Source organism: Halorubrum distributum JCM 10118 (genome assembly GCF_000337335.1).
GTDB classification, from domain to species: Archaea; Halobacteriota; Halobacteria; order Halobacteriales; family Haloferacaceae; genus Halorubrum; species Halorubrum distributum.
The window spans coordinates 63,522-83,307 of record NZ_AOJN01000023.1; the positions used below are offsets into that span (position 1 = coordinate 63,522).

Below are 19,786 nucleotides of genomic sequence, written 5' to 3' on the forward strand. Positions count from 1 at the left end.
GCCGCCATATATATACCCGGCCCCGCGCTCCGCTTTGGCATGAGCGACGACCGGGCGTTCACGTACAACGGCGGGGCGGTGCCGCCCGGCGAGACGCAGAACATCCGCTACGGGATCAGCGAGACGTACCTCGGCGACCCGGTGCGGATCCCGGTCACCATCGTCAACGGCGAGCGCGACGGGCCGACCGCGTTCCTCACCGCGGCCGCCCACGGCGACGAGCTGAACGGGATCGAGGTCGTCCGCGAGGTCGCCCACGAGTGGGACCTCTCGCGGCTGGCCGGCACCCTCGTCTGTCTCCCAGTCCTCAACGTCCCCGGCTTCCTCGCGCAACAGCGGTACCTCCCGGTGTACGACCGCGACCTGAACCGGTCGTTCCCCGGGAAACCGGGGTCGACCAGTTCGAAGCGGATGGCCCATCAGATCTACGAGAACTTCATCGCGCCGTGCGACTTCGGGCTCGACTTCCACACCTCCACCCGCGGCCGGACGAACATGCTTCACGTCCGCGCGGACATGACCGACGAGGCGGTCCACCGGCTCGCGATGGCGTTCGGCTCGAAGGTGATAATCGACAGCGACGGCCCGGGCGGCACCCTCCGCGGCGAGGCGACCGACGACGGCATCCCGACGATCACGATCGAGATGGGGGAGGCCCACCGGTTCCAGCGCCCGCTGATCGACGACGCGCTCGCGGGCGTCCGCTCCGTCTTCGCGGAGTACGGCCTGCTGGAGACCGACACGGTGCGCTGGCCCGGCTGGCGCACGATCGTCGCCGGCGCGGGCGAGAAGACGTGGCTGCGCGCCGACTCCGGCGGCATCGTCGACACCCACTTCGAGAGCGGGTCGCTCGTCCGCGAGGGCGACCGCATCGCGACGATCACCAACCCGTTCAAGGAGGACGCGGTCGGCATCGAGGCCCCCTTCACCGGCCTCCTCATCGGCCTGTTGGAGAACCCGGTCGTCTACCCCGGCAACCCCCTCTGTCACCTCGTCGAGGTCGGCGAGTCGACCCGCCGGGCGATCGAGGCCGGCGACGCGCCGAAGCCCGTGGGGCAGCCGGCGTCGACGTCGCGGCAGTGAGGCCGCGGTGCGGCGGGTCGCCGTCGCGATGCGGCGGGTCGCCGTCGCGCCGAAATCGGCACCGTCACTCCTCTCCGGCGAGCCGCTCCCGGAGCCCGACCGCGGCGCCGGCGACGACCGCGAGGAAGCCGACGAGGAACGCGACCGGCTGGAGGAAGACCCGCTGCGCGACGACGGCGCCCGGCTCGCGCTCGACGGTCCGGGTCCAGAACTCGTAGCGCTCGCCGTCGCGCTCGACGATCAGCAGCCCGTCCCCGAGCGTCGGCTCCGTCGGGTACGACAGCGAGTCGACGCGCTCGTCCGGGTCCTCGACGCCGAACCCGCCCTCCGGCGCGTCGCGGGCCCGGTCGAACGCCTCTCGGACTTCGGGCGCGAGGTCGGCGTACGCGACGACCGCGTCCGAGGCGTTGGAGCCGTTCGCGGTGCCGGTCGCCGGCGACCCGATGCCGGCGACCGACCCCTCGCCCACCGGCTGAACCGTGTGCGTGTAGGCGGGGTTCGGCTCGCCGACCGAGACGGGGAGGAACAGGGGGTTCGCCATCAGGAGGACGCCGAGCGCGACGAGCCCGGCGGCCGCGAGCGGGGTGCGCATGGCTCGGGGTTTGGCGGGCCGGGAGTTGAGCCTTTCCGACCTTACTCGGGTTTATAATCTGTGTCAGCCGTCTCGGCAGATCGTTTATAAGTGGACAGCGGCTCTGCTATGAACTTCTTAAAAGCCCTCACTGCTCAGTTATGAGCCGCTACTGACGGAGCGATGGCGGACACCGCCAAAGCCCCAGCCACGAGGGCGGCGCACGCTTGCTGCGCGCCTCGGTCGCTCACTTCGTTCGCTCCCTGCGGTGCTTGCGTCGCCTGCGCCGCCCTCGTGACTGCCCCTTTGAGTCCCGCCCCATACCGCACGGCAACCGCACCTCACACCTCCCCAGCCTCGTCAGTCGGCCTCCGCTGCGCTCCGGCCGACTGACTCCCTCGCACGCGCTCCTCGTGGCCGCCGACGGCGGCCACTCGGAGGCGCGCGCCACCGCAGTTCGTTTATAAACAATCGTCGCCGTCGCTCCTGGTCATTTAAATACTGTATCGCGTCCGGCGGTGGCGCACGTACCCCCGCTGTCCCCTACCGCCCGATCGTCCCCTGCCGCGTCACGGGCGCGTCCGGGTCGACGAGGAAGGCGACGACGGTCGCGCCCTCGTCGCCCGCGGTCACGGTCGGCGGGGCGCCGTCGCCGGTCCACAGTGCGCTCTCCGTCTCGGCGAGGTCGGCGCCGTCGACCGCGGCGGTCCCCTCGAACACGTACATGTAGGCGTCGCGACCCTCGATCTCGGGGAGCGTCGCGCCCGCGTCCGCGTCGAGGCGGACGTCGTAGCAGTCCACCGCGTTGCGCACGGTGAACGGGTGGTCTGCGCCCGCAGGGGCGAACACGCGACGCCACTCGTTCGGCTCGGGCTCGGGCAGCGGGCCGTGCTGGATCCCGGGCTCCAACCCGATCTCCTGTGGGCGGACGAAGATCTGGAGCATCCGAAGCGGCGGGTCGTCCGCCAGCGTCTCCTCGGCGTGCCAGAACCCGGACCCGGCGTTCATCACGAGGAGGTGTTCCGAGTCGGTGACGAGCTCGTTGCCCTCGCGGTCGTCGTGGCGCATCACGCCCGCGGGCACCCACGAGACGATCTCCTCGTCGCGGTGCTGGTGCATCCGGATCAGCGTGCCGGGATCCATGAACGACTCGACGACCGTCGAGAGCGGGCCGTACCCGTGGTCGTCGTGGTCCGGGAGGTTCCGCCCGGGGAAGTTGAACCGCGTGCGGAACTTCCCCTGATCTTGAAAGACCTCGGAGCGGGGCGCCGGGTGGAGGCCGCGGTCGGCGGCGGTGGTGGAGTCCATTACCAAATGGTAAAATCTCCGCGGTCAAAAGCCGTCCGGTGGGGGCGACGCGCTCTTTTGTCCCGCGCCCCGCGTTCCGATATCGTGCCGACCGTCCTCTCGGACCGCGACCGCCGCAAGCGCGACGACCGCCCCGACGAGACGTTCTACGCCGAGCCGCGGTTCGTCACCCACGCGGACGACGCGTTCCTCGCGCGGCTGACCGAACTGTACGCCTCGGTGACCGAGCCCGGCGACCGCGTCCTCGACGCGATGAGCAGCTGGGTGTCGCACCTGCCCGACGTCGAATACGCCCGCGTCGTCGGCCACGGGCTCAACGAGGCGGAGCTGGCCGCCAACGACCGCCTCGACGAGTTCGTCGTCAGCGACCTCAACGCCGACCAGTCGCTGCCGTTCGCCGACGGCTCGTTCGACGTCGTCTGCTGTGCGCTGTCGGTCCAGTACCTCCAGTTCCCGGGGCCCACGTTCGCCGAGTTCGCCCGCGTTCTAGCCCCCGGCGGCACCGTCGTCGTCAGCTTCTCGAACCGCATGTTCCCGACGAAGGCGGTCCGCGCGTGGCGGGCCGCCTCGATGGCCGAGCGGGCTGACCTCGTCGAGCGGTACCTCGACGCGGGCGGGTTCGCGGTCACCGACCGGATCGCGGAACGCCCGGGTGGGGACCCGTTCTACGCCTTAGTTGGGACGCTCCCGTGACGCCTCGGGCGACTCCAGCCCCGAGCCGCTCGGCGGGCGGAGGACGAAGGTCGCCAGCCCCGCCGCGACCGCCAGCCCGCCGCCGAGGACGAAGGTGGCGTTCCACCCTGTCGACGCGACGAGGTAGCCGGCGACGACGCCGGAGAAGACGCCGCCGCCGACCTTCGCGGTGTACAGGACCGCGTAGTTGCCGGAAGAGTTGGCCGCGCCGTAGTAATCGGCCAAGAGCGAGGGGAAGAACACGTACAGCGGCGAGGAGAAGAACATCGCCCCGAGGACGAACGCGACGAAGACCGCCCCGTTGCCCGCCTCCCCGGCGCCGACGAGACCGATCCGGAACAGGCCGGCGAGGAGGAACGACCCGGCCATCACGCGCTTGCGGTCGAAGCGGTCGGTCGCCTCGCCGAGGATCAGCCGCGAGACGCCCGCGGCGACGGGCAGCAGGGTCGCGGAGAGCGTGGCGATCAACGCCGCGAGCCCGAAGTTCTCCGCGAACCGGACCACGTTCGCGATGACGAGCAGGTCGGCGCTCGCCATCGCGATGAACATCGCGTACAGCAGCCAGAACTGCCACGTCGAGAGCATCTCGCGCGTCGAGTAGTTGCGGCCCCGGATCGACGCCGCGAGCCCCTCGTCGTCGTCGTCACCGTCTTTCCGATCCAGCCAGTCCTCCGGCGGGTCCCGGAGGAGGAACGAGCCGACGAGCGTGACGACCAGGATGCCGATCCCGATGTTGCGGAGCACGTCGCTGTACGCCGCGACGGTCGCGTTCGCGCGGACGTACGGGACGACGAGGGCGCTCCCGGCGGCGAACGCCATCGTCCCGACGCCGGTCGTCAGCCCCGTCCGGTCCGGGAACCACTTGACCGCGGTGTTGACCGCGACCGTGTAGACGATACCGACGCCGACCGCGCCGAGCGAGTAGAGGAGGTACAGCTGCCAGAGGCTCGTCGCGTACGCGAGGCCGATGTACCCGCCGCCGGCCAGCACCGCCGCGAGGAACGTGAGCGCGCCCGGTCCGCGGCTGTCTCGCCACTTCCCCGCGGGGAACTGCGAGAGGGACTGGAACACGACGTAAAACGAGAACACCGCGCCGAGCGCCGGCAGCGCGATGTCGAGCCCCTCCGAGAGCGCCGGAGAGATGGACGACCAGACGTACTGGTACGGGCTCACCGCGGCCATCATCCCAGCCGCGGCGGCGATCTGCCACCACCGCGAGAAGCCGAGGACGTCGGCCGCGCGCGCGGCGTAGTCGATCCCGACGGCCGAATTGTCGCCGGTCTCTCCGTCGGTCTCGGCGGTCGAGGCGTCCGGTTCGTCGTTACCCATCGTCGTTCGTCGGCTGCGTGCTGTTGGTCCGTGTCATGTGATCCGGTCGGACCGGAGTCGCCGCGAACCGCGGTCGACCCGGTTCGGTGGCTTCGTGTGTCTACTCCTCGCTCCTCGACTAAAACGCGTCGTTGCTCCGAGTCCGTCCGACCGGGCGCCCGCCGACTTTCGGGGGGATCCCGGGCGCACTGCGATCCCGGCCGCGGTAGGGAATCACGACCGGCCGATAAATTATGATAATCGTCTATCCTGTCGAAAATTGTTAAGATGCGTCCGCTCGTAGGCGAATTCGAACGCGGAGTCGTTTATCCGACGGCCCGCACCGAACACATGTCCACCGACATCAACGCCACCGACTCGCCGAGCGAAATCGCGATCGCCTCTCGCGAGGCCGATAGCGCCGCAGGGGGCTCCCCGCCCGGGCGCTTCGAGCGCGTGCTGGTCGTCACGACCGACGACCCGGCCGGGCGGGCGGCGGCGTCGACGGCAGTCGACCTCGCCGCGGCCCACGATGCGACCGTGGACGCGCTGTACGTCGTCGACACGACCGAGGGGTGGGACATGGTCGTCGAGCGTCGCGAGCGGGCCGGCGAGGCGCTCGTCGAGTCGGTCGAGGCCGCGGGCGCGTCGGTCGGCGTCGACGTCGAGAAGTGGTTCCGCTACGGGACCCCGCACCGCGAGGCGGTCGACTTCGCCGCCGCGCACGACGCGGACCTCGTGGTGATCGGCAGCGCCCGCCGGACCGGGCTCGACCGGCTCCTCCATCCCGACCCGGTCCCGGCCCGCGTCCGGCGCGGCGCCGACGCACCGGTGATGGTCGTCGGCCCGGACGACGCCTGACCGAGCCTCGCGCCGTCGCTTCCTCCTTCCCGTCTCGTCCCCGTTTCGCCCGCACGCCACCGGTTAAGTGGGTCGAACCCTAACGATCGGTGTGACTGACGTAGGCATCGTCGGCGCGGGCGCGGGGGCGGCCGCGGCGGCGTTCGTGGTCGACGGCACCGTACCCGACGCGGACGTGACCGTGCTGGAGAAGTCCGGCGGGCTCTGCGGGCGCGCGGCGACCCGACGCCACGACGACCTCACGTACGACTACGGGGCGAACTACCTGAAGAGCGACGACGACCGCGTCGTCGAACTGATCACCGAAACGCTCGACGACGAGGGGCTCGTCGACGTGACGGACCCGGTGTACACCTTCGCGGCCGACGGGGCGGTGTCCCCCGGCCGCGACGCCGACGAGCACAAGTGGAGCTACCGGCGGGGGCTCACCCAGATCGCGAAGCGCCTGTTCGGCCGCACCGACGCGACCGTCCACCGCCGGACTCGCGTCGAGACGGTGCGACGAGTCGAGGCCGACAGTAAGTGGGAACTCGACGACGCGGACGGCGAGACCCACGGTCCGTTCGACGTCCTCCTCCTGAACCCGCCGGCCCCGCAGACGGCCGAGCTGCTCCGGACCGCCCAGTGGGACGACCCGCTCCGCGAGACACTCGTCGAGGCCGTCGGCGCGGTCGAGTACCGCAGCGTCTGGACCGCGGTCCTCCGCTACCCGTTCGCGCTCGATGTCCCCTACTACGCGCTCGTCAACACCGACAAGGAGCACGCGGTCGGCTGGATATCCCGCGAGGAGTGTAAGGCCGGCCACGTCCCCGACGGCGAGACGCTGCTCGTCGTTCAGGCGAGCGACGCGTGGTCCGACGCCCACTACGACGACGACCCGGCGGAGAACGTCGCCGCGCTCGCCGACCACGTCGCCGAGATCGTCGGCGACGAGCGGCTGGCCGACCCCGCCTGGACCGACCATCAGGGGTGGCGCTACGCGCAGCCGGAGGGCGGCGTCGACCGCGGGCCGGTCGATTCGGCGCGCGACGCGGGGCTGTACCTCCTCGGCGACTGGGTCGCGGGCGAGGGGCGGCTCCACGCCGCGCTCGCGAACGGGCTCGACGTCGGCGAGCGCGTCGCGTACGGTATTTGAAAACAGGGGGCGCCGCCGCGGTCGACCGCGGCGTCGCTGCCGGGGGAACGAGTCTTTTCTGAAAGAGCGATTCGAGAGCGGACCGATCCGCGACCGGAGCGCTTAGTTCGTCGTGATGCGGTACTCGACGGTCCCCAGACCGGGGAGCGTGAGCGTCTGGACGCGCCCGCTGCGCCGGCGCAGAGTCCGCAGGACCGACCGCGAGAGGACGGCGAGCGCGACGGTGCCGGTCAGCAGCGCGACGGTCGCGACGGGGTACGCGAGCGCGACGAACGGTGCGAGGATGAGCGCGAGGAACGCGAGCGTTCCCAGCGGCGAGCGACTGCCCGGCGGCGACTCGGAGCCGATCGGCCGGTGCGCCTCCGCCGAGGTGATGGAACCTTGGTACATATCTCACCGTACGCGCTCCGCCGACTAAAACCTTTCACTTCTCAAATATGTTTTGAGAAACGGTACCACGGACCATGTCCGTAAAACAACTGAAACAGTTGTTCATGCGGTGTAAGATGTACCATGCTACTCATTAGTACACCTCTCAAAAATCTGTGAGTTAGTATCGGTGACGGCGTCGAAGTCCCGGTCGCAGGGAGTCGCCCGCCGCGGACCGCGCTCGCGGCCCCGGAGTCGAATCCGCTCACCCGGGCGGAGGGGGACGGTCCCGAGACGCGGCCCGGCGGTGCTTTTATTTCGCTTCGACTCTTCTCGTAGATACGGACAGCTACACACGATGACACTCGACACTCCCACCACCGACCCAACGGTCGTCGTTTCGGCGCCGGAGCGCAGACGCGTGGTCGCCGGCCTCGCCGACGGCACCGTCGAGACGGTCGCGGATCTGCGTGTTCGCGGGCGGGCCGACGAGATCGCCGCCGAGCTCCGCGAGACGCACCTTCCGGCCTTAGAGGAGGCCGGCTACATCGAGTGGGACCGCGAGGCCGGCACCATCAGGCCCGGCCCGAACTTCGAGGAGGCCGCGGGCCACGTCGACGACCTCCCGATGCCGGACATCGAGCCCTCGGACGACTGACCGGCGCGGTCGACCGACCGTCGCGGCCGGCCGAGCGGACGCGGCCCGGAGGCCGATCATCGCGGACGCGGCCCGAGACGTTTATCCCCGGGCGCGGGCGACACCCGACAGCCATGGCCGAGCCGATCCTGAAGTGGGCCGGCGGGAAGCGGCAGCTGCTCGACGAGCTGTACGCCCGGTTCCCGTCGGCGTTCGGCCGGTACCACGAGCCGTTCGTCGGCGGCGGGGCCGTCTTCTTCGACCTCGAACCCGCCCGCGCGACGGTCAACGACGCCAACCCGCGGCTCGTGAACTTCTACGAGCAGGTCCGCGACCGCCCCGACGAGCTGCTCTCGCGGCTGGCCGCGTTCGACGACCCCGAGGGCGACCCCGACCCGGACCTCCCGTACGCCGAGGAGACGGCGCGCGGTCGGGACGTGGAGGCCTACTACTACCAGCAGCGCGCGCGGTTCAACCGCCGGCCGTACGAGGGGGAGTTCGACCCGCTGGAGGAGGCCGCCCTCCTCCTCTACCTCAACCGGACCTGCTACAACGGGCTCTACCGCGAGAACGCGGACGGCGGGTTCAACGTCCCGATCGGTCGGTACGCCGACCCCGACTGGGTCCAGCGCGACCGGGTCCGTCGGGCGAGCGACCTGCTCGCCGACGCGGAGGTCCGCAACGAGGACTTCGCGTACGTCCTCGACGCCGCCGAGCCCGGCGACCTCGTCTACTTCGACCCGCCCTACGAGCCGATGAGCGCGACCGCGAGCTTCAACGAGTACAGCGCGGCCGGGTTCGACCGCGAGGACCAGCGCCGGCTGCTCGACGTCGCCGGCGAGCTCGACGACGCCGGGGTGTGGGTCGTGCTCTCGAACAGCGGCGTGATGTACGACGCGTACGCCGAGGCGGGCTTCCGCGTCGACCGCGAGGGCGCGACCCGCGCGATCAACAGCGACGCCGACAGCCGCGACGCGGTCGACGAGATCGTCGCGACGAACGTCCCGCCGGCCGAGCGCCGTGAGGTCGGTCAGCGGGAACTGTCCGGATACTGAGTCGGCCACGATCGGGGCAGCCCGGCGGCACGTGCCGCGGTCGCCGCCGTCGGTTTCCGGTCGCGGACCGCGGCAATGGGGCGGGCTTTTTGACCTCCCCCGCCGAGTGGTCGGGTATGACCGATCTCGACATCGACCTCGTCCTCGTGCCCGTCGACGGCAGCGAGGAGTCGCACGAGGCGGTCGATTACGCCATCGCGGTCGCGAGCGAGTACGGCGCGAGCGTCCACGCGCTGTACGTCCTCGACGAGGAGGTCGTCCGCGCCATCGACCACGGCGTGGTCGACGAGAGCGAGGTTGCGGACGACTCCGAGGCGTTCACCGACTCCGTCGCGCGCCGCGCGGAGGCCGCCGGAGTCCCCCACAGCAACTCCATCGCCTACGGCTTCTCCACGTCGGTGAAGACCGTCCACCCGGGAAGCGTCGTCCTCGACACGGCCGAGGAGCTTGAGTCCGACTTCATCGTCGTCCCGCGCGAGCCGGTCTCCGGCGACCCCGGCGAGGTGTTGGGGAAGGCCGCGGAGTACGTCCTCCTGTACGCGAGCCAACCCGTTCTGTCGGTCTGATGGTCGGCGGCCTCCTCCCGGCGGGCACGACGCTGCCGCCCGCACCGCACCTCCTCGTCGTCCTGCTCGCGACCGGCGCGGTCGTCGCCGCGCTCCGCCGCCGCCGGCCCCGAGTGACCGCCCGCCGCGTGCTCGCGCTCGCCCCGTGGATGGCGCTCGGCTCCGCGGCCCACGTCCTCTACGTCGTCGACGCGCTCCCGTCCTCGCTCGCGCCGTTCGCCGGCTCGCCGACCGTCTACCTCACGGTGGGGACGCTCGCCGGCGCGGCGTGGCTCGCCGCCGACGCCGCGCGCCCGGACCGCGTCGCGGCGACGCTCGCGGCCGCCGGCGTCCTCCTGCTCGTCCCCGTCGTCGCCGTCGCGGTCGCTACCGGCCTCTCGCCGATCGGCGCGCGCTGGTCGGCGGTCGCGCTCGCGCTCGCGATTCCGATCGCGGCCGCCGCCTGGGTCGGCCTGACTCGCTTCCGGCCCGAGGCCGCGGTCACCGGTTCCGTCGGCGCCCTCGCGGTGTTCGGGCACGCGCTCGACGGGGTCTCGACCGCGGTGGGGACCACCCAGCTCGGATTCGGCGAGCGCACGCCGCTCTCGCGGATCCTGCTGGAGATCGGCGGACTGCCGTCGCTCCCGGTGATCGGCGAAGGGGGGCTGTTCCTCCTCGTGAAGCTCGCCGTCGCGAGCGCGGTCGTGTGGCTGTTCGCGGCCTACGTCCGCGAGGAGCCGGCGGAGGGGTACCTCCTCCTCGGCTTCGTCGCGGCGATGGGCCTCGGCCCGGCCGCGCACAACCTGCTGCTGTTCTCCGTGGCGGCGTGAGGAAGGGCCCGACCGGCGCGTTCCCGGTCGCCTCACAGGACCGCCAGCGCGAACGCGACCGTGACGCCGGCGAGCAGGACGGCCTGGACGAACGCGCTGGCGAGCGCGCCGACCACCGCGTAGGCCGCCTGTCGAGCGGCCTCGCGCGTGTCGCCGTCGCGTTCGTTCAGCGCGGCGAGGAAGACGGTGCCGCCAAGTCCGACGACGAGCCCGATCGGGCCGAGCGGGATCAGGAGCACGATTCCCACCAGCGTCCCGACGACGACGGTCCGGGTCGATGCGCCGCCGAGCTTCCCGGAGACCATCCCCGACGCGACGTCCGCGGCGGAGGCCAGCAGCGAGACGACGACGAGCGCGACCACCACGGCGGGGCTCGGTGCCGCGAACCCGGTGGTGTACGCGTAGCCGACGACGGTCAGCGCCGCGAGGACGCCGCCCGGCACCAGCGGGACGAACGAGCTGGCCGTCCAGACGACGAGCAGCGCGATCGCCAGTCCGGCCGCGAGAGTCACCATACGGAACGGACGCTACGTGCGCTGAAAACACTTCACCACGGTCGGCCCGACGGGAGCGGGTCCGCCGACCCCGCTCAGTCTTCTTCTTCGACGACTTCCGGGTCCTCGATGGCCGACTGGAGGGAGTCGAGCCCGTTGACCCACTCGGAGACGAGGCCGTACTCGAGGTCCTCGACGAGCTCGATGTCGAGCGCCTCGCCGTCGATGACGCGCGTGCCGGCCTGGACGACGTAGCCGAGCGCGGCGTCGAGGTCGTCGCCCTCCTCGGCCTCGGCGGCCGCGCGCACGAACTCGCTCACGTCGCCGTCGACGACGCCGCCGACGACGTACTCCTCGGCCGCGTAGAAGACGGGGACCAGCGAGGTCTGGACGCCGTCGATCAGCATCACCTTGTCCTCGTCGTCGAACTCGACGTCTGCGAGGACGATCTCGCGGATGTCGCGGACCTCCTCGACGGCGCGCTCCTCGTCGATGCGGTCCTCGTCGAACGCGGCGAGCACCTTCACCACGGCGATGGCGGCGTCGTCCTGGAGGTTCAAGAGGAGCCGCGCGGAGTCCTCGTTCTCGGGGTCGAGTTCCTCTTCGGCCAGCCTGTCGAGCCAGTTCTGCCAGCGTTCGTCGGTATAGAACGTTTCAACGGCGTCGTCGTCGGTCATGTCCCGTACGTCGCCCGGACTACTCAAATGCCTTTCCTATCGATCGCCGCCCGAGATAGCGTCTCACGCGTGAGAATCCCGGAATCAGACCTCTCGTTCGAGCGTCGCCTCGGTGTCGATTCCGTACACCGCGCGGGGGGTCTCGACGTGCGCCCGCCGGACCGCCTCGTCGTGTTCCCCCTCCAACAGCCAGCGCACCCGCCGCGGGACGGTCTTCGGTCCGAGCACCATCCCCGGTCGTTCCGGGTCGTCGACGAAGTCCGTCTCCATCAGGAACGGCTCGCCGGCCTCGGCCGCGCGCTCCAGCCGCTCCTTGTCGCTCATCACGCTCGGGGTGACGCCCGCCAGCTCGCCGGCCGCGTAGTGTTTGACGACGCGCGAGGGGTCGAGGCCGACATCCTCGGCGACCGCGGCGAGGTCGGTCAGGTCCTCGGTGGCCTCGGTGTGGAGCTGGACCGCGCAGTCGACGTCGGCGCCCAGCTCGAACGCGCGCCGCGTCACCGCGTTCGACGCGTCCCAGACCGCGTCGCTCACGTCGTAGTGAGGCCGCCCGGACTTCAGCGCGAGCGCGTCCCCGTCGGCGACGTACTCGCTCGCGACCTCCAGCCCGCCGCGCATGAGGTCGCGGGCCTCGTCGGGCGCGAAGTCGCGCTCGTCGACGAGCCGACTGATCAGCCCCGGATGAACGCCCAGGACGGGCCACGCGCGGCCCGGGAGCGCGTCCGTCGCGGCCGCGACGGTCTCCAGCGTCTCCTCGAAGACGGCCCGGAAGTCGGCCGGCTCGTCCGGCTCGACGCCGAGCAGCCACGAGGGCTTGTTCACCACGAGCAGGTGGGTCCCGCCGAGCCGCGCGAACTCCTCGACGGCCTCGATCCCGCGGCCGTGTCGCGGGTCGAGGTGGAGGTGGTTGTCCAGCACCGGCGTGCCGAGGTCCTCTGTCATGCGAGATGGTTCGGCCGCGCGCGATTAGAAGGATCGGTCCGTGGCGGTCGGCGCGGTCGGCGACCGCGGGAGGCTCGTCGCGGCGCGCCGGGGCGCGGTTCAGTCGGCGCGGTTCGCCGCAAACGCTGTGTCGGTCCCGGGGACGGTCACGTCGGCGAGGCCAGATTCGATCTCCTCGCGTCGGTCCTCGAACCGCCCGGGCAACACCAGCCGGTCCCCGAGCGCGTCGAGGGGCTCGTCGCTCGCGTACCCCGGGTCGGCGGTGGCGAGCTCGAAGAGGACGCCCGCGAACTCCCGGAAGTAGACGGACCGGAACCAGTGGCGGTCGATCTGTTCGGTCGGGCGGAGGCCCATCGACGCGACCGCGTCGCGCATCCCGGACTGGTCGGCGTCCGTCGGCGTCTGGAACGCGACGTGGTGGACCGTGCCGCGCCCCGAGCTTCCCTGCCGATCAGTTTCGACGACGTCCACGTACTTCCCCACGGCGCCGCCCGCGGCGAAGCGAGTCCGGTCGTTGCCGGTCGCGGCGTCGGCCTCGGACTCGGTCTCGGTCAGCCCCATCGTCCGCAGGAGCCCCTCGGTTCGGTCGGGGTCGTCGAGCCACAGCGTCACGGAGTGGAAGCCGCGGATCGCGGCCGACTCGGGGACGTGCGCGGTCCACGCGGTCGTCGGGTCGTCGTCCGGGATCTCGACTTCGACCAGCTCGACCGGGAGCCCGTCGGGGTCGCGGAAGGGGAGGACCGTCTCGCCGAAGCGCTCCTCGCGGGCGTCGTAGTCGACGCCGCGCTCGTCGAACCGCCCCTCCCAGTAGTCGAGGCTCCCCTCGGGCACGCGGAACGCGGTGCGGGAGACCTGCCCGGCGCCGACCTCGCCCTCCGGCAGGTCCGTCCACGGGAAGAACGTCATGCTCGTGCCGGGCGTGCCCTCGGCGTCCCCGTAGAAGAAGTGGTACGTCCCGGGGTCGTCCTGGTTGATCGAGCGCTTCACGAGGCGGAGCCCGAGCGTCTCGACCCAGAAGTCGAGGTTGCGCTGCGGGTCGCCCGCGACGCAGGTGACGTGGTGGATTCCCGGGGTGGGAGTCGGGCCGTCCTCGGTTCCGGCGCCTGCGGAGTCGGATTCGTCTGTCATACTTCCAGATACGCTCCGGAGGGACTTGAATCGGTGCGGACACGGGTGTTACCGGGTCGAGTACGAGCCCACGACGATGGCCGAGGGCGGGATTCGATCGATACCTGAACCCCGATCGGCTGCGACATCATTTATAAACGAAGTGCGGTGGCGCGTGCCGACGAGCGCCCGTCAGGGCGCGAGTCGCACGCGCGAGGGACGCGGTGAGCGCTCGAAGAGCGCGAACCGCGAGGCTGGGGAGGCGTGAGGTGCGGTGCTGTGCGGGGCGGGGTGGGGCTCAAAGGGGCAGTCGCGAGGGCGGCGTAGGCGACGCAAGCACCGCAGCGAAGGAGCGTCAGCGACTGAGCGAGGAGCGCAGCGAGCGTACGCCGCCCTCGCGACTGGGGCTTTGGAGGCGGTCACCGCAGAGCGAGAGATCACGTACAGCCGAGCGGCTGGGGCTTTGGAGGCGGTCACCGCAGAGCGAGGGATCACGTACAGTCGAGCGGCTGGGGCTTTGGAGGCGGTCACCGCAGAGCGAGGGATCACGTACAGTCGAGCGGCTGGGGCTTTGGAGGTGTGTTCCAACGGTTCGTGGTCGAGTGTTTATAAACGAGCGGCTGGGGCTTCGGCGGTGTTCGCCGCCGCTCCGCAAGCAACTATTTATAAGCGAGCGACCGGGGATGTGTAGGCCTACTCCCCGCCCGCTCTCTTTTATAAATATCGTCGGAGTTCCTCCACGATACGACCGGAATGCGGCCGCCCGCGGGTACTTCATCGGATCGAATCGACTGATCAGCGAGCTCGCGCCATGGCCCGTTCGATCCGCTCCCTGAGCATCTCCAGCTGGTCGCCGACCGCGCCAACGGCCGCGAGAACCGGATACGTGACGTCGAGGTCCTGGTAGCAGTACCCCGGCAGGTCGAGCTCGTCGCCGAGCGCGAGCCGGCGCTCGTGGTCTGCGAGCACGCGCTGGCGGCGGGCCGCGATCCGGTCGCAGTCGTCGCGGAGGGCCCCGATCCGGGTCCGGCAGGCGTCGAGCGCGCCGAACCCGGCGGCCGCCGAGTCGTCTCCTTCACCGCCGATCTCCGCTTCGATCGCCCCGATCTCCGTCCGGATCGGTTCGAGGCGGGACCCAGCGCGCTCGACCGACTCGATCTCCGACTCCACGGCGTCGAGGAACGCCTCGCGCTCCTGAACGGCGGTCTCGACCGCGCACAGCAACGAGCGCTTGTACTCCTCGTGGAAGCAGTCCGTGCGGGTGAGCACGTAGGCGAGCTCGGGACCGAACTCCTCGGCGACGCTCCGCTCGTAGGTGTCGTCGTACTCCGCCTCGTAGTGCGGGACCGACATCACCGTGGCGCGGTACGCGTCCCGGACCGCGACGAGCCGAGACCCGGGCGGCGCCGCACCGTCGGCTCCCCCGGTCGCTCCCCCGATCGCGCCGCGGACGCCGGCCGGTCCGCCCGCGCCGGCGAATCCTCCGCCCGCGCCCGGGTCCGTCGGGTCGACGCGCCCGCTCTCGTTCGGGATCGAGGAGACCCGGCCGCGAAACGCTCGGAACGCCTCCCGCTCGTCGACGACTCGACGCCGCTCGACCCGGAGCTTCGCCCGCGCCGCCCGGATCGGGTCGCTCCCCTCGTCCGCGTGAGTCGCTGCCATACGTCGCGGCACGTCGAGGCCCCTCGTAAGCGCTTATATGAGTGGTATCGCGGAGGGCAGAGACGTCCGGGCCGCTCCGGAGCGGTATATACTCCCCTCGCCGTCCCCGTCGGTTGCGGCCGCGGTCGCTCGTACCGGCCCCGGTGGACAGCGACTTTACCGCGCCGCCCCCGACCGACAGTATGGAGAAGGTGTCCCTTGCCGAGGCGTTCGACTCGTTCGACGAGACGTGGTCGCCGCGGCTCGCGGGCGAGCTCAACGGGCAGGCGGTGAAACTCGCGAAGGCGGACGGGGAGTTCGTCTGGCACAGCCACGCGGAGGCCGACGAGCTGTTCCTCGTCAACGCGGGTCGACTCCGGATCGAGTTCCGCGACGAGGCGGACGCGGTGCTGGAGGCGGGCGAGTTCACGATCGTTCCGCGCGGGACCGAACACCGGCCCGTCGCCGAGCCCGAGGCCGAAATCGTCCTCTTCGAGCCGAGCGAGACGCGCAACACGGGCGACGTCGAGACCGACGAGACGGTGACCGACTTGAAGAGCCTCGACTGACCCTCACGCCACCGCGGCCCGCGCCAGCGACCCGAACAGCGGCAGCCCCAGCCCCGCGCCGACCGTGACGTAGACGACCGGGAACATGTCCGACGCCGCCCCGGCCGCCGGCCCGAGCGAGAGCACGAACGCGGCGAGACAGACCACGCCGGCGCCGAAGGCGTACCCCGCTCCACGACGCGCCGTCGGCGCCGGGAGCGACGCGAGCGCGCCCGCCGCGATAAGCCCGAGCCAGTGGACCGACGCGACCCCGACGCCGACGGCGAGCGCGGCGACCACCGCGACCGCGTGCGGTCCCGGCTCGGTCCTGACGCGGTCGCGGAGCGCGGTCGACTCCGAAGACACGTTCGACTCCGAATTTCCGGGCGACTCCGACGCGTCGCTCATCGGGACCCCTCCGTCGACGGCTCGAACCGGACCACCGGGTCGCTCCCGCCCCCGAGCGGCATCGGCCGCTGGTTGTTGTCGAGCCAGCGCCGGAGCTGGTCGTCGTAGTGCGCCGAGAAGTAGTCGCCGGAGTTGCCGCCCGGCAGGACCGCGGTCGCGTCCGTCCCCGGCCGCACGGCCATCCGCCAGCTCGACCCGATCGCGGACTCGACGCGGTAGTTCTTCACCGTCGCGGGCGAGCCGTCCGCGGGCAGCTCCTCGTAGTTCAGGAACGGCGCCTCGCCGCCCAGCGGGTGCGCCATCGCGCGGGTGGTGTTGTAGTCGCCGTACCGGTCCCAGTCCTCCGAGCCGGCCGCCCCGATCTCGTCGAGCGCGTCTCGGAGGGCCGCGACCGCGAGGTCGCCCCGCGAGCGCCCGTCGAAGAGCGGGTCGTCGTCGGGGAGCCGCGCGAGCGTCCGGTCGTTCGGGTAGTACGACTCGCCGTGGTCGGCGTCCGAGAACGCGGGCCCGAAGACGCGCTCGCGGAATTTCGGGAGGTAGCGGGCGAAGATCAGCGCGGCGCGCGAGTCGCGTTCCATCCGGTAGTCCCAGTCGTCGAGGTCGTTGGCGGCGTCGATGACAGCGGGCCTGAAGCCGTGCCGGTCGCGGACCGCCTCGACCAGCTCGGGGACGAGTTCGGCCGCGCGGCCGTCGCGCACGTCGTTCTGGAGCGCGCGGTGGAAGTCGGGGTCGGTCGGTCCCTCCCCGCCGGCGTCGGCGTCGCCGCCCCCGCCGATCGCGTCGTCGAGCCGGTCGGCGATCCGCGCCCCGCGGTACGGCGTCGCGTAGTCGACGCCGACGTAGTGGACCGGGTCGTCGATCGGGCGCTGGTTGGCCGTCGAGAGGACGTCGGGATCGATCGCGTGCGGCTTCTCCTCGAAGGGGACGAACCCCTCCCACGAGGACTCGCCGAACGGCTCGAACCCCCGCCACTCCCCCTCGCCCGCGGAGCCGTCGAAGATCCGGTCGCCGTCGACGACCTCGCCGTCGATACGCCGGATCGGCAGCCGACCGGTCGCGAAGTAAAGCGTCCGGCCGTCCGCGTCGGCGTAGACGAGGTTCTGCGTCGGCAGGTCGAAGTCGCGCGTCGCCGCCAGCAGGTCGTCGATCCCCTCGCTGCGCCCGTAGGCCTCGATGGCGGCCGTGGTCCGCGTCGCGGTGTGGCCCGTCCACGCGACGCCGACCGTCCGTCCCTCGCGCTCGATCAGGGGACCGTGAACGGTGCGGCGCACGCGGAGCTCGCGGTCCTCGCCCCCCGCCACCGGGATCGTCTCGCGCTCGTCGGTCTCGAAGTCGCGCCACTCGCCCTCGTAGCGGTAGCGGTCGCCCGCGTCGTCGATCTCGTACCGGTAGCAGTCGAGGACGTCGGCACCGAGGTTTGTGAACGACCACGCGCCGCGGTCGTTCGCGCCGGCGATGACGAACGGGACGCCGGAGAACGTCGCGCCCCGCACCGACCGCTCGGGGGTGTCGACCGACTGCTCGTACCACAGCGGCGGCGCCTGGAGGGAGAGGTGCGGGTCGTACGCGAGTATCGGCGTCCCGCTCGCGGTGTGCTCGCCGGAGACGACCCAGCTGTTCGAGCCGACGCCCGTCGGCGACTCGAAGCCCGAGAGCCAGTCGGTCAGGGCGGCGTCGATGGGGTCGGCGGCGTCGACGGGGTCGGCGGTGTCGACGGAGTCGGTCGACCCGTTCGAGACGGGTTCGCCTGGGGCCAGTTCGCCGCTTCTCGAGTCTCCGAGCCGCGTCTCCGTCCCGTCGAGGATCGGGTAGTCGTGGTCGTACCGCGTCGGAAACAGCGTCTCCGCGCGGTCCGCGCCGAGGCGGTCGGCGACGAGCGCGCGTCGCAGTTCGCTGAAGCTCCCCGTGAGCGTCCACGAGATCTGCTTTTCCATCAACATCGAGTCGACGGGGGTCCACGGCTCGGGCTCGTAGCCGATCAGCTCGAACTCCAGCGGGAGCGGCAGGTCGTCCATCGCCGCGTTGACGCCGTCGGCGAACGCCTCCACGAGGGGGCCGGCGCGCGTCTCGGCGACGACCTCCCAGGTCGCTTCCGCGGCGTCGGCGAACCCCATCGCGACGTTGAACTCGTCGCTGCCGAGCGTCGCCTCGCCGATCACCGCCGAGAGCCGGCCGCGCATGACGCGGCGCTGGAGGTCCATCGCGAACAGCCGGTCGAACGCCTGGCAGTAGCCGACCGCGAAGTACGCCGCGGGCTCGGCGTCCGCCTCGACCTGCGGGACGCCGAACTCGTCGCGGGCGACGGTCGCGGGCCCGTGCGGGCTCTCGACGGTCTCGGGGAGCGAGCGGTCGGCCGCGTCCCACGCCCGGCCCGACAGCGGGGCGAACGAGTCGAGGAGGTCGGCCGCGTCGCTCGCCGCCAGCCCGGCTGTCCCAGCGGCGAGGACGCTCGCGAGGACCGCGCGGCGCGTGGTGTCGCGTGTCACCTCCCGACCGAGGCCCCGATACCTCATTATAATTTGGATTAGACCGGGGGCGGGAAACGTACATCCGTCGCCCGACCGAAAGCCGGGTCGATGGAGGTCGCGCTGATCACGGTCGGGGACGAACTGCTCTCGGGCGACACGGTGAACACCAACGCCAACTGGCTCGCCGCGGAGCTGAGCGAGCGCGGCGTCGCCGTGGCGCGGATCCTCTCGATCCCAGACGACAGGGCCGAGATCGCGGCGCGCGTCCGTGAGTACGCCGCCGACTTCGACGCCGTGATCGTCACGGGCGGGATCGGCAGCACCCCGGACGACGTGACGATGGAGGGGGTCGCTGACGCGTTCGACCGCGAGATGGCCCCGACCGAGCTCACGCTCGAATCGGTCGAGCGCCGGCTGGCCGCGATCCGCGAGCGCGTGCCCGACCGCGAGTTCGACGTCGACGTCGCGGCGGAGGCGTCGGTCCCCGAGGGGAGCCGCCCGCTGGTGACCGAAGCGGGGCTCGCGCCGGGCTGCGTCGTCGAGAACGCGTACGTCATGCCCGGGATCCCGGACGAGCTGAAGGCGACGTTCGAGACGGTCGCCGACGAGTTCGCGGGCGACCGGCGCTCGCGGTTCCTCTACACCGTCGAGCCGGAGTCGAACATCATCCCCGCGCTGAAGGAGGCGATGGACCGTTTCGACGTCGCCGTCGGCTGTTACCCCGACCGCGAGGCCGACCACAACCGGCTGAAGGTGACCGCGACCGACGACGACGCGCTCGACGACGCCGCGGCGTGGCTGCTGGAGAACGTCGACGCGAGCGAGACGCCGGTGTCGCGCGATTGGTGAGGGACAGCTCGCGAGACGAGGAGAGCGACTACCACGAGCTGTCTCGGGCCGTCCGCGACGACGCCGCGGTCTGCGACTACTGTTCGAGCGCGTTCGGCGTCGCGGACGCCGTCGCCGACGCCGGGCTGGCTACTCTCGCGGAGTACGACGGTCACTCGAGCATCCGCTCGCTGGTCGACGGAGACTACGAGATCATCACGTTCCGAGCGGGGACGGGTCTTACCGGTCGCCCGCGGGAGCGCCACCGCGGCCCCGCG

General features: G+C 71.3%; 21 protein-coding genes and 1 pseudogene. 11 read left to right on the forward strand and 11 right to left on the reverse strand.

Features of this window, described 5'->3' with window-relative positions:
• Positions 1–39 precede the first annotated feature (39 nt).
• A complete protein-coding gene (locus tag C466_RS04320; protein WP_004595220.1) occupies positions 40–1,083 on the forward strand; it encodes a succinylglutamate desuccinylase/aspartoacylase family protein in 1,044 nt (347 codons plus the stop codon).
• Between the two features lie 64 nt (positions 1,084–1,147).
• On the opposite strand, the gene C466_RS04325 is transcribed toward C466_RS04320, so the two are convergent.
• Together C466_RS04325 and C466_RS04330 are read right to left on the reverse strand one after the other, a co-directional pair.
• Positions 1,148–1,675, reverse strand: coding sequence for a hypothetical protein (locus tag C466_RS04325; protein WP_004595219.1), 528 nt, complete (start codon positions 1,673–1,675; stop codon positions 1,148–1,150).
• Positions 1,676–2,197: 522 nt separating this feature from the next.
• A complete protein-coding gene (locus tag C466_RS04330) occupies positions 2,198–2,962 on the reverse strand; it encodes a pirin family protein (RefSeq protein WP_004595218.1) in 765 nt (254 codons plus the stop codon).
• 84 nt (positions 2,963–3,046) lie between these two features.
• Here C466_RS04330 and C466_RS04335 point away from each other — a divergent pair, with 84 nt between their 5' ends.
• Complete coding sequence (locus C466_RS04335; protein ID WP_004595217.1) at positions 3,047–3,655, forward strand: class I SAM-dependent methyltransferase; 609 nt, start codon at positions 3,047–3,049, stop codon at positions 3,653–3,655.
• Here C466_RS04335 and C466_RS04340 read toward each other — a convergent pair.
• On the reverse strand, positions 3,635–4,984 hold the full coding sequence (locus C466_RS04340) for an OFA family MFS transporter (RefSeq protein WP_004595216.1): 1,350 nt from the start codon (positions 4,982–4,984) through the stop codon (positions 3,635–3,637). The two genes, C466_RS04335 and C466_RS04340, sit on opposite strands and share 21 nt — an antisense overlap.
• Positions 4,985–5,314: 330 nt before the next feature.
• Here C466_RS04340 and C466_RS04345 point away from each other — a divergent pair, with 330 nt between their 5' ends.
• Together C466_RS04345 and C466_RS04350 are read left to right on the forward strand one after the other, a co-directional pair.
• Entirely contained in the window at positions 5,315–5,824 is a 510-nt protein-coding gene (locus C466_RS04345) for a universal stress protein (protein ID WP_004595215.1), read from the forward strand.
• A gap of 91 nt (positions 5,825–5,915) precedes the next feature.
• On the forward strand, positions 5,916–6,959 hold the full coding sequence (locus C466_RS04350; RefSeq protein WP_004595214.1) for an NAD(P)/FAD-dependent oxidoreductase: 1,044 nt from the start codon (positions 5,916–5,918) through the stop codon (positions 6,957–6,959).
• 102 nt (positions 6,960–7,061) lie between these two features.
• Here C466_RS04350 and C466_RS04355 read toward each other — a convergent pair whose 3' ends face one another.
• Complete coding sequence (locus C466_RS04355) at positions 7,062–7,349, reverse strand: hypothetical protein (RefSeq protein ID WP_004595213.1); 288 nt, start codon at positions 7,347–7,349, stop codon at positions 7,062–7,064.
• Positions 7,350–7,686: 337 nt separating this feature from the next.
• Between C466_RS04355 and C466_RS04360 the strand changes: the two genes are divergently transcribed.
• The 4 genes from C466_RS04360 (at position 7,687) to C466_RS04375 (ending at position 10,395) form a co-directional block, all read left to right on the forward strand.
• Positions 7,687–7,986: a DUF7344 domain-containing protein gene (locus tag C466_RS04360; RefSeq protein WP_004595212.1), complete on the forward strand. Its 300-nt coding sequence runs from the start codon at positions 7,687–7,689 to the stop codon at positions 7,984–7,986.
• 113 nt (positions 7,987–8,099) lie between these two features.
• Positions 8,100–9,020 carry a DNA adenine methylase gene (locus C466_RS04365; RefSeq protein ID WP_004595211.1) on the forward strand — a complete coding sequence of 307 codons (921 nt, stop codon included), beginning with the start codon at positions 8,100–8,102 and terminating at the stop codon, positions 9,018–9,020.
• Between the two features lie 116 nt (positions 9,021–9,136).
• Positions 9,137–9,586 (forward strand): universal stress protein, encoded by a 450-nt coding sequence (locus tag C466_RS04370; protein ID WP_004595210.1) that lies wholly within the window; start codon positions 9,137–9,139, stop codon positions 9,584–9,586.
• Positions 9,586–10,395 carry a DUF63 family protein gene (locus tag C466_RS04375; protein ID WP_004595209.1) on the forward strand — a complete coding sequence of 270 codons (810 nt, stop codon included), beginning with the start codon at positions 9,586–9,588 and terminating at the stop codon, positions 10,393–10,395. Before C466_RS04370 ends, C466_RS04375 begins: the two co-directional genes overlap by 1 nt.
• Before the next feature lie 32 nt (positions 10,396–10,427).
• On the opposite strand, the gene C466_RS04380 is transcribed toward C466_RS04375, so the two are convergent.
• From C466_RS04380 to C466_RS04400, 5 genes are all read right to left on the reverse strand, one after another.
• Positions 10,428–10,910 (reverse strand): DUF456 domain-containing protein, encoded by a 483-nt coding sequence (locus C466_RS04380; RefSeq protein ID WP_004595208.1) that lies wholly within the window; start codon positions 10,908–10,910, stop codon positions 10,428–10,430.
• Positions 10,911–10,984: 74 nt separating this feature from the next.
• Positions 10,985–11,566, reverse strand: coding sequence for a DUF2150 family protein (locus C466_RS04385; protein ID WP_004595207.1), 582 nt, complete (start codon positions 11,564–11,566; stop codon positions 10,985–10,987).
• Positions 11,567–11,650: 84 nt separating this feature from the next.
• On the reverse strand, positions 11,651–12,508 hold the full coding sequence (locus C466_RS04390) for a TatD family hydrolase (RefSeq protein WP_004595206.1): 858 nt from the start codon (positions 12,506–12,508) through the stop codon (positions 11,651–11,653).
• A gap of 99 nt (positions 12,509–12,607) precedes the next feature.
• Entirely contained in the window at positions 12,608–13,636 is a 1,029-nt protein-coding gene (locus C466_RS04395) for a ring-cleaving dioxygenase (RefSeq protein ID WP_004595205.1), read from the reverse strand.
• Between the two features lie 774 nt (positions 13,637–14,410).
• Positions 14,411–15,277, reverse strand: coding sequence for a DUF7260 family protein (locus C466_RS04400; protein ID WP_004598952.1), 867 nt, complete (start codon positions 15,275–15,277; stop codon positions 14,411–14,413).
• Positions 15,278–15,459: 182 nt separating this feature from the next.
• Here C466_RS04400 and C466_RS04405 point away from each other — a divergent pair, with 182 nt between their 5' ends.
• A complete protein-coding gene (locus C466_RS04405; protein ID WP_004598953.1) occupies positions 15,460–15,825 on the forward strand; it encodes a cupin domain-containing protein in 366 nt (121 codons plus the stop codon).
• Positions 15,826–15,828: 3 nt separating this feature from the next.
• On the opposite strand, the gene C466_RS04410 is transcribed toward C466_RS04405, so the two are convergent.
• Complete coding sequence (locus C466_RS04410) at positions 15,829–16,212, reverse strand: hypothetical protein (protein ID WP_004598954.1); 384 nt, start codon at positions 16,210–16,212, stop codon at positions 15,829–15,831.
• Entirely contained in the window at positions 16,209–18,698 is a 2,490-nt protein-coding gene (locus C466_RS04415; RefSeq protein WP_004598955.1) for a penicillin acylase family protein, read from the reverse strand. The genes C466_RS04410 and C466_RS04415 overlap by 4 nt, the downstream gene beginning before the upstream one ends.
• Positions 18,699–18,788: 90 nt before the next feature.
• Between C466_RS04415 and C466_RS04420 the strand changes: the two genes are divergently transcribed.
• Complete coding sequence (locus C466_RS04420; protein ID WP_004598956.1) at positions 18,789–19,529, forward strand: competence/damage-inducible protein A; 741 nt, start codon at positions 18,789–18,791, stop codon at positions 19,527–19,529.
• Positions 19,530–19,540: 11 nt separating this feature from the next.
• Positions 19,541–19,732: pseudogene (locus C466_RS17540) on the forward strand (hypothetical protein); the annotation flags it as partial.
• Positions 19,733–19,786: the final 54 nt, after the last annotated feature.